General features: G+C 67.0%; 3 protein-coding genes and 2 rRNA genes. 2 read left to right on the top strand and 3 right to left on the bottom strand.

The annotated features are described in order from the left end of the window. Both AC1AYR_RS08220 and rrf read left to right on the top strand, forming a co-directional pair. Positions 1-268, top strand: a 23S ribosomal RNA gene (locus AC1AYR_RS08220); the annotation flags it as partial. Between the two features lie 173 nt (positions 269-441). Continuing rightward, a 5S ribosomal RNA gene (rrf, locus tag AC1AYR_RS08215) occupies positions 442-558 on the top strand. Positions 559-1216: 658 nt separating this feature from the next. On the opposite strand, the gene amrS is transcribed toward rrf, so the two are convergent. From amrS to AC1AYR_RS08200, 3 genes are all read right to left on the bottom strand, one after another. Further along, positions 1217-2431 (bottom strand): AmmeMemoRadiSam system radical SAM enzyme, encoded by a 1215-nt coding sequence (amrS, locus tag AC1AYR_RS08210; protein ID WP_476512206.1) that lies wholly within the window; start codon positions 2429-2431, stop codon positions 1217-1219. Then, a complete protein-coding gene (amrB, locus tag AC1AYR_RS08205; RefSeq protein WP_476512207.1) occupies positions 2418-4733 on the bottom strand; it encodes an AmmeMemoRadiSam system protein B in 2316 nt (771 codons plus the stop codon). The genes amrS and amrB overlap by 14 nt, the downstream gene beginning before the upstream one ends. A 432-nt stretch (positions 4734-5165) precedes the next feature. Then, positions 5166-7295, bottom strand: a complete 2130-nt coding sequence (locus AC1AYR_RS08200; RefSeq protein ID WP_476512208.1) for an SCO7613 C-terminal domain-containing membrane protein — start codon at positions 7293-7295, stop codon at positions 5166-5168. Positions 7296-7307: the final 12 nt, after the last annotated feature.

Genomic DNA, 7307 nt, shown 5'->3' with positions numbered 1-7307 from the left:
GAGGAGACCTGCCCATAGTACGAGAGGACCTGGGTGGACGAACCTCCGGTACGCCGGTTGTCACGCCAGTGGCACCGCCGGTTGGCTGCGTTCGGAAGGGATAACCGCTGAAAGCATCTAAGCGGGAAGCCCGCTCCAAGATAAGTATTCCCAGGGAGCCTTCGGGTTCCTGAGACCCCCCATGCAGAACACGTGGTCGATAGGCCGGACGTGGAAGCCCCGCAAGGGGTGGAGCCGACCGGTACTAACGGGGAAGCGCGACACACAACCCACACCCCCAAGGAGTGTGGAGAGCATCGGCGAAGACTGCGCGAAACACACGCGACACGGAACAACGGTCCGTGACCACAAAAACGATCAGCGACGCGTCCACCATCCGGTCCCCAAACCACCAGCCATCAGGAGACACGGGACACGATTCCCTCCTGATAATTGAAGATTTGCGGCGGTCATGGCCCAGGGGAGACGCCCGGACCCATTCCGAACCCGGAAGCTAAGACCTGGCACGGCGATGGTACTGCACCCGACAGGGTGTGGGAGAGTAGCACGCCGCCGCACCACACTTGAAACGAAAGCCCCGGAGAGCACCCGAACGCCCCGGGGCTTTCCCATACCCACACCTGACACGGGGAGAACCACACCGGGAACCGGTCCCACGACACCCACAAGCCACCCGGACACCACACCACGACCACCCTCCGACGCTGCGCGCCACCTCCCGCCGGCGGGAGGAGACAACGGGCACACGCGACGGGAACCCTGCGCCACGCGCGTCCTCACCGACACCACACACGGGGACAACCCACGAAGACCACCCTCCGACGCTTCGCGCCACCTCCCGCCGGCGGGAGGAAACAACGGGCACACGCGACGGGAACGAACCCCGCCACCCACCCACCGACGCCACACGCGGGGACAACCCACGAGGACCACCCTCCGGCGCTGCGCGCGGGGACCGCCCACGAAAACCACCCTCCGGCGCTGCGCGCCACCTCCCGCCAGCGGGAGGAAACAACGGGCGCCACGCGACGGGAACGAACCCACCACACACGAACCCCGCCACACGCACGGGCCACGACACCACCCACCGACGCCGCAAGCCACGACACCACACGCGTGAAACCACCCTCTGGAGTCACACACGTATCCGAGCTCCTCTTGACGAAGGCACTAGCGCACGGGCCGATAGACCTTTTCAAGGAATTACGACCGTCCGTCACCATCGGCCGGCGATCGGTGTGCCGCACTCGGGGCAGTAGGCGGTGCCGGTATCGGTGTCGGGCGCGCCCGCGGACAGGCGATTCGTGAGAATCCGGTACCAGTCGCGCACCACGAGCTTGGCGCGGCAATCCGGATTCGGACAGAACGTCGTATCACCGTCACGGTCGTGCACGTTGCCGGTGTACACGTACCGCAATCCCTCCGCCATCGCGATACGCCGCGCGCGCGTGAGCGTCGCATGCGGCGTGGGCGGCACGTCGGTCATCCTCCACGCCGGGTGGAACGCCGAGAAATGCAATGGCACGTCCGGGCCGAGCGTGTCGCGGATCCACGCGCATTCCGCGTGCAGCTGCGCATCGTCGTCGTTGAGACCGGGGATGAGCAGCGTCGTCAACTCCACCCACACGTGGCGCCCATCCGGCGTGCGCGCCTCGTTCACCGCATAGTCGATCGTGTCGAGCACGTCCTTGAGATGCGTGCCGGTCACCTTCCAGTAGAACTCCTCGGTGAAGCCCTTCAGGTCGATGTTCGCCGCATCCATCGCCGCATAGAAGTCGGCGCGCGCCGGCTCGGCCATGTAGCCGGCCGTCACCGCGATCGGACGCACGCCGCGCTCACGGCACGCCCACGCCGTATCTATCGCATACTCGGCGAACACGATCGGATCGTTGTACGTGAACGCGACCGATTCGATGCCGCGGTCGGCCGCGACCTGCGCGATTCTCTCCGGCGACGCCTCCACGCCCAGTCGGTCGAAGTCGCGCGCACGCGAGATGTCCCAGTTCTGGCAGAACCGGCACGCCGAATTGCAACCCGCCGTGCCGAAACTCAGCACGCTGGAACCTGGGTGGAAATGGTTGAGCGGCTTCTTCTCCACCGGATCGACGGCGAACCCGGAACTGCGGCCGTACGTGTCGGAGTGGATCGCGCCGTCGTGATTCGACCGCACGAAACAGAACCCGCGTTGGCCGGGCTTCAACACGCATCGGCGCGGGCAGAGTTCACAGCGTGCACGGCTTGTGCCGTCCGTGAATCGCGTCTGCCAGCGGCCGAGCGCCGGGTCGGCGTGGGAATGCCGGCTGGCATGGCCGGTGCCGGGGATGGTGCGGTCGACCACCGGGGCGGGGAGGGCGTCGGAGGCCACAGAGGCCACAGAGGAGCCAGGGGCGGTACGGGTGAAATAGAGGCGGATACCATCAGCGCTCGGCATAGGCGGTCACCTCATAACGCTCGCAGATGATCTCGCCGTCGTTCCAGTCGAGGTCGGCCGGCAGACCGGCCTTGGCGAGCAGATGCGAGACGAAATCATGCGGGTCGGGCAGCTGTTCCCACACCTGCGGCAGGAACGTGGCCCGGCGGGGGAATCCGCCGTAGCGGGCGGGGCGATGGGGAAGAGTCGGGCGGCGGTCGTCATCGCGTGCGGTTCCGCTGGTTCCAGCGGTGTGCTCGGTGAGGATGAGACCATCCGTACCGGGCCGCAACGCGCGCTCCAGCTCGGCGCGCGACCGCACCGGATGCTCCGATGGTGCCGCGACGGTGATAGGCTCGGGCTTCGACAGCACGGACACCTCCACGTCGAGCAGCGGATACTCCTCGGCGGCGACCGGGAAGAACCGTGGATCACGGCTCGCCGCGTCCACCGCATGTTCGGCCACATCGCGCCCGAGCGGCTGATGCGCCTCCAACGTGCCGATGCACCCGCGCAACTCACCGTCCTCTGTCAATGTGACGAAGCTTGCCCCAGGCTCCTTCAACCACGGATGCGCGGCGATGATCGCATCGGCGGTGCTCGCCGGTGTATTCACGTGAGCATCTGCCGGTGCGTTTGCAGGGGTGTTTGCCAGCGCATCCGTCTGTGAGCCAGCGAGAGGGGCCACCGGGGCGTCCACCGCGGCGTCGGCCAGTCCGAGATGCTCGCGGATCGCCGCACGTGCCAGTCGCAGCAGCACCGTGCCGTGGTCCGTATCGCCTTCACCGGCAGGGACTGTCGGTGCGGCCGACTGGGGGTGGTCTCCGGCTGAGGCGTCTTCCCGCGAATCGTTGTGCTGTTCCTCCCAGACGGCGAACGACGCATATCCGACCACAGCCTCATCCGGATTACGCATCACCGGACGTGCCTCTTCTCCGAACGTCACCACGCCGTCATCGCCGGAAGTGGACCGTCCAAGCAGCCTCAGCGTGAAGGGCGAAGTCGCCTCGGCAATATCGGCGGATGCGCCGCCCGGAGAGGAAACACCGGTCGAATCGGCTATGGGAGCGGACGCCGTTGGCTTCAATGGGCACGCTAATCCGTGCGTCAGCACGTCGAGCAGGCCGTTGACCGGATACGCGCCGCACGCGCGATCCGGCCGAATCGGGCCACGGCGATGCGCGATCGCGTCGATGGTCGCATCGTCCAACACCCGCGCGTACTCCTGCGGATGGTAATGCGACAGATCGGAGCTGATCACGATCACCGTCTCCGGCCCGCCCCACAAGGCGCGCAGCACGTCACCCACTTCGCGCGGGCTCGCGTCGCCCGCGTTCAACGGCACGATTTCGATATCCGGGCCGAGCACGGTCTGCAAGAACGGAATCTGCACTTCGACCGCATGCTCGCGCGCATGCGTCGGATCGTTCACGATGAGAGCCGGTGCCGGGGCGCCCGGTGCGGCGCTCATGCCGGACTGCAATGGCTGGTAGGACTCGCTGGTGTCGCTGTTTTGGTTGGATGCCGTCAAACCCATCGCACGGCGTATCGAAGCGGTGTCGACGGGGACCACGCCGAGCGGTGTGGCGAACGCGTCGGCGCTCGGAGCCGCGACGCCCCGTACCGCCACGCGATGCGTTGGACCGACGATCACCGCACGCGTGATACGACCGCGCCCACGTTCGAGCAGCGCGTAGGCGAGCGCCGCAGTCGTGCCGGAGTACACGTAGCCGGCGTGCGGCACGATCACCGCCTTCGGCACGCCTGCCGGAAGCGGGGTTGTGAGTGATGGGTGTGCCGGGGCGGTGCCTGCGTCCGTGCGGGTGGCATCTGCGCTCGCGGCCGCACCTGTGCCGGTGAGCCTCGCGATGAGTCTTCGGGCGTAGTCGAGTTGCCGGCCAATCATCCGTTTCAACACCACGCGGTCGGCCGGGTAGAACGCGCCCGCCACCGCCGCAGGACGGATGTGCCCCGGCTTCCCGCTGTATCGAGCGGTTCTCTCGCCGTCTGAGGTCGATGCCCGGTGGGAACGGGTCTCTTCCTTGGACGCCGGTGGTTCCTTGCCGGGCATGCGAGGATGTTCCCCGGATTTCCCGGATCTCCAGGTCTCCTCATGCCGAATGCCCGTGTCGGGCTTCTCGAATCGTTGCCCCGCGTCGGGCCGTGTCTCGGACTGCGTCATATCGATCACCCCCTCCCATTCTAGTTTCCCCGGGTGGGTTGGATTCTTCGAGCGGCAGTCGGGATTGGCATCGGCATGTCTGGGAATGCCTTGCGGGGCGTTCTCAAGAGGAACGTGCATGGTTTCGCCATGAACGTGCATGGTTCTGCTGCGAACGTGCACGATTCATGGCCGAATGTGTAGGGTTTCCGGGCGAATGTGTAGGATTCCAGCCCGAACGTGTGGGGTGCGGTCCTGAAGACCCGGCGAAACACATGATTGACTGGCAACGACTTCGGCGGAATTCCGGGCTTTCTTCGATGCCGGTACCCGTGTTGGAGCGGTGGTCTTCAGTACCACACCGTGCACGTTGGCGCGTTCGAGGTACACATCACCGATTGGACCATACACATTGCCGGCCAAACCATGCACGTTCGTCCCTCGACCATACACATTGCTGTTCCGACCATACACATCGTGTGGCGCCGCCCACTGCGCCCGCCACTGCGACTGCGGGCAACACCATTACCGGCACGGCGACCGCGGTTGTCACTGCGGCCGGCACAGCGGGCCGCAGTACCTCCGACCCGCGCCCTACCTCAATTGGCTGATGCGGGTGGCGAAGGATCGCATCGCCTTGAGGCTGGCCTCGTAGCGGGCGGCCGCGGCGATGAGAATCACGCCTCCGATGAGCAGCCAAACCCACCAGAACTGTCGTGAGAACACGGCCAGCCACGGCCACAGCACCGTGAGCATATGCACGATCAGCACCACCGTGCCGTAGATCAGCGGTGCCTTCAGCCCGCGGAACGCTCCGGCCAACAGCATGGCCAGAGCGATGATGAACAGCGCGAGCGCGCGGGGAACCGACAGCGGGGACGTCCAACTCTCCAGCATCGCCGGCACCGTGAGCAGGATGAGTCCCGGCCAGAGCGCCGTCCAACTGCGCATGCCGGGCCATTTCGTCATCCATGCGTATCCGATGATCAGCGCCATCACGCCGACCGTTCCGCAGATGAGATCGGCAGGAACGGTCGGTCGCGGTGAGGCGAGCGTGCTGCAAGTCAGGAACACGGTCGCGAAGCCGGTGGCTACGGTGACGAGCACCCCGGGCGCGTCCACGCCCCTTGCCTTCGTCATCATCACGATTGGCGCGTGCGTGACCGTCGGGTATGCCATCGGTAGGTGCGCCGCCGGCATGTACATGGCAGATGGTTGCGCGACCGGCGGGCGGGGCGCAGGCCGTCGCGCCGGATACGTCGCCGACGATGCGCTTAGGGCCTGCATCCCCACAGGCGGGGGGTATGCGGTCGGAGGGGCCATGGGGAACGCGCCTGGTGCTCCGGGCGTCGCATACGGCTGGGCCGGCATCGGCGCGTCGTAGCCCGCCGCCGGCACCGGCCCACGAATCCGAGGCGTTGCGATGCGCAGCCGCACGGGTTTGCGCGTGGGGGCGGCGCCTTGCACCCACGCGCAGCACGCGGCCGCCAGCAGCCCGGCGAACGCCGACAGCGCCGTGGCGAGCGCGGCGGTATTGTCGCGTCCGAATTCGCCGCATACCATGATGAGCAGCACCGCCGAACCGTTCAGCGTGGCCGCCACCCGTTCCGTCATACTGAACGCCGAACGCCCGTCGGAACGTTTGTCGGACCGTCCGCCGGTCTGTCCGATACCGTTGGCGGGCTGCGCACCGCGACTGCGTGCGGGCGACGTCTCAATTGCGCGCCCACGTTGCGCCGGCACCTGCCCCGCGCCCGTGCACGCGATGATCGAGAGCGCCGCGGCCACTGCGATCGCCGGCAGGTACGCGCACATGCGACGGTCCTCCATCGGCATCGATGGTGGGAGGATTTGCAGGATCAGCGTGGTCGAGACCGTCAGCACCCAGATGATCGCGCTCACCGGAACGAACCGCAGTCCGGTCGGCAACGGCAGTCCGGTGCGCGCCTTCACGCGTGTGTATGCGACGGCGAGCACGCCCGTCCATGCGGCGACGACGATCGGCACGAGGCATGCCGACGTCCATGCCGGTTCGCCGTCGTCGATCGTCGCCATGAGCTCGATCGATCCGACGGCGAGGATCACCGTCGCGACGATGAGCGCGGCGATCGGTTCGAAGTCGGGGGAGCGGCGTCGCGCGTCCGTGCGCGTCCACGCGGCGAACAGGGTCGCCGTGCCACCTGCGAACAGGCATTCGACGACGTTGCGCTGCGGGTCGCCTGGTATCGGCAGCGCGTACGTCATCATGATCATGGCGATGGGCAGCGCGAACACGGCGTACAGCGTGTATGCGCGTAGCGGCGGCTGCCCGTGGGGCAGTGGGATGCGTCGCAGTCCGAGTCCCGTGCCGGCCGTGACGAGCAGCAGTGTTCCGGCGATGAGTGACGTGATGGTGCCGGGGGTTCGTGGTTCGCCGATCATGGAGATGAGGATGGCGCCGATGAAGAGCGTGATGAGTCCGGTCCAGGCGAGGCCTTCCGCGGTGACGCGGAGTCGTGGCGTGAGGATGACGGCGATGCCGACGGTGATCGCGCCGGCCGCGCTGACGCATACGGCGCGGCCCACGTCGCCGAGCAGTCCGTAGGCGAACCATGCGAATGCGATGACGGCGATGATGACGAGTGCGGCGCCGAGTATGAGCAGCAGGGTCTGTACGGTCGATCGGCGGGCCTGTGTCGGCGCGGACGGCGGTCGCACGGGAGGTGCCGACGGTGTGGGGCGCATGGGTGGCATGGC

The sequence above is a fragment of the Bifidobacterium sp. LH_417 genome (assembly GCF_056357035.1).
This window is presented reverse-complemented; position numbering and strand designations above follow the sequence as displayed.

Bases quoted from the DNA above. Each gene is read 5' to 3' on its own strand.
- AC1AYR_RS08200 (WP_476512208.1), bottom strand. From the start codon at position 7,295: ATGCGCCCCACACCGTCGGCACCTCCCGTGCGACCGCCGTCCGCGCCG.
- amrB (WP_476512207.1), bottom strand. From the start codon at position 4,733: ATGCACGTTCATGGCGAAACCATGCACGTTCCTCTTGAGAACGCCCCG.
- amrS (WP_476512206.1), bottom strand. From the start codon at position 2,431: ATGCCGAGCGCTGATGGTATCCGCCTCTATTTCACCCGTACCGCCCCT.